The organism is Kocuria sp. CPCC 204721 (assembly GCF_040980945.1).
Taxonomy (GTDB): domain Bacteria; phylum Actinomycetota; class Actinomycetes; order Actinomycetales; family Micrococcaceae; genus Kocuria; species Kocuria marina.
This window is the reverse complement of sequence record NZ_JAVKPO010000044.1, coordinates 1-1446: the sequence shown is the minus strand read 5'-3', so window position 1 is coordinate 1446 and position 1446 is coordinate 1. Positions and strand designations below refer to the sequence as shown.

The following is a 1446-nucleotide window of genomic DNA, read 5'->3' as shown; positions in this document are numbered from 1 at the left end:
ATGGGCCCTTCACAGATGAGCATGGGTAGCGGTGTGCGCGTGGGCGTCTCGAGGGGTGTGTTGTGAGGTCTGGGTAGAGGTCGAGGCCTCCAGGATGGGTAGCGACCAAGCAACCCGATCCATGAAGGCCTCGACGTGTCTCATGCTATCTGCGCGCCCGCGTGCGCGCTCTTCGACCTGCCCGACGTCCATGTCAGGGCCGTGGAACGCGGACCACGCTCGTTCACCGTGGTGGTGGAGACTTCTCCGACGCTGGTGGGGTGCCCGTCCTGCGGGGTGCTCGCCACCGGCCACGGCCGCCGGGAGGTCGTGCTCCACGATCTGCCCTGCGCTGGGGTGCCCGTGCGGGTGGTGTGGCGCAAGCGGATCTTCAGGTGCCGGGAGGACGCCTGCGAGGTCGTGACGTTCAGCGAGGTCCACGAGCTGGCCGCGCCGCGGGCCAAGCTCACCACCCGCGCGATCGCCTGGGCGGTGACGCAGCTGCGCTCCCACGACATCGCGGTCTCCGCCCTGGCGGACATGCTCGGAGTCGCCTGGAACACCGTCTGGCACGCCGTGGCCCCGGTCATCGAAGGCCAGCTGGCCGCGGAGGATCGGCTGGCCGGGGTGGACGCCCTCGGTGTCGACGAGCACGTGTGGCGCCACGTGGGTCCACCCGGCACCGGGCTGGTCACCGGGATCGTGGACCACTCCCGCGGCGAGGACGGCCGGCCCCGGGCGCGACTGCTGGACCTGGTCAAGGGGCGCACGGGGGCGGCCTACGGCGACTGGCTCACCGAGCAGGGTCCGGCGTTCACGAGCGGGATCCGCACGGCGACGCTGGACCCGTTCCACGGCTACGCCAACGCCATCCGCGACGAACTCCCTGAGGCGATCACCGTCCTGGACGCCTTCCACGTGGTGAAACTCGGTGGGCAGGTCGTGGACGAGGTGCGTCGTCGGGTGCAGCAGGACACCCTGGGCCACCGGGGCCGGGCCGGGGACCCGCTCTACGGGATCCGCCGCACCTTGCAGATCGGCGCCGAGCACCTCACCGCCAAACAGATCACCCGGCTCAACACCAAGCTTGAGGCCGGGGACCCGCACCACGAGGTGACCCTGGCCTGGCACTGCTATCAGAAGCTGCGTGCGATCTACCACGCCCGCCCCGAGACCGGCCGCCGGCTGGTCGCCGAGATCCTTGCCGCCTTCCCGTCCTGCCCGATCCCGGAGATCGCCCGGCTCGGGCGGACCCTGCGCCGGTGGAAGGCCGCGATCCTGGCCTACTTCGACACCGCCGGGGCCTCCAACGGGCCCACCGAGGCCGTGAACGGGGTGATCGAGACGATGCGCCGGGTCGCCCGCGGCTTCCGGAACTTCGACAACTACCGCCTACGCGCCCTGCTCGCCGCCGGCGGACACCGGCCGTGGCGCAAGACCGCTACCCATGCTCATCTGTGAAGGGCC

Annotated in this window: 1 protein-coding gene; it reads left to right on the top strand. The window is 71.1% G+C overall.

Going from position 1 to position 1446, the window contains the following annotated elements; genetic code table 11:
- Nucleotides 1-135: 135 nt before the first annotated feature.
- A complete protein-coding gene (locus RF637_RS13755; RefSeq protein ID WP_368845122.1) occupies nucleotides 136-1440 on the top strand; it encodes an ISL3 family transposase in 1305 nt (434 codons plus the stop codon).
- The last annotated feature ends 6 nt before the right edge of the window (nucleotides 1441-1446 follow it).